1 protein-coding gene is annotated in these 267 nt (G+C 55.8%); it reads left to right on the forward strand.

Translation table 11 applies throughout. The annotated features are described in order from the left end of the window. Positions 1-29 precede the first annotated feature (29 nt). On the forward strand, positions 30-267 hold a 238-nt coding region (locus tag FN960_RS24140; protein WP_221936864.1), incomplete at its 3' end, for a hypothetical protein.

The raw sequence follows: 267 nt of genomic DNA on the forward strand, positions 1-267 counted from the left end.
TTGCAATGAGCTCCCAGGAAGCCAGCAAGATGCTGCGTACTTACAATATTGCCTGGTGGGGCAATAACTACTATGACGTTAACGAGCTGGGCCACATTAGCGTGTGCCCGGACCCGGACGTCCCGGAAGCTCGCGTCGATCTCGCGCAGTTAGTGAAAACTCGTGAAGCACAGGGCCAGCGTCTGCCTGCACTGTTCTGTTTCCCACAGATCCTGCAGCACCGTTTGCGTTCCATTAACGCCGCGTTCAAACGTGCGAGGGAATCCT

Source organism: Alkalicoccobacillus porphyridii (genome assembly GCF_007293315.1).
Taxonomy (GTDB): Bacteria; Bacillota; Bacilli; order Bacillales; family Bacillaceae_D; genus Alkalicoccobacillus; species Alkalicoccobacillus porphyridii.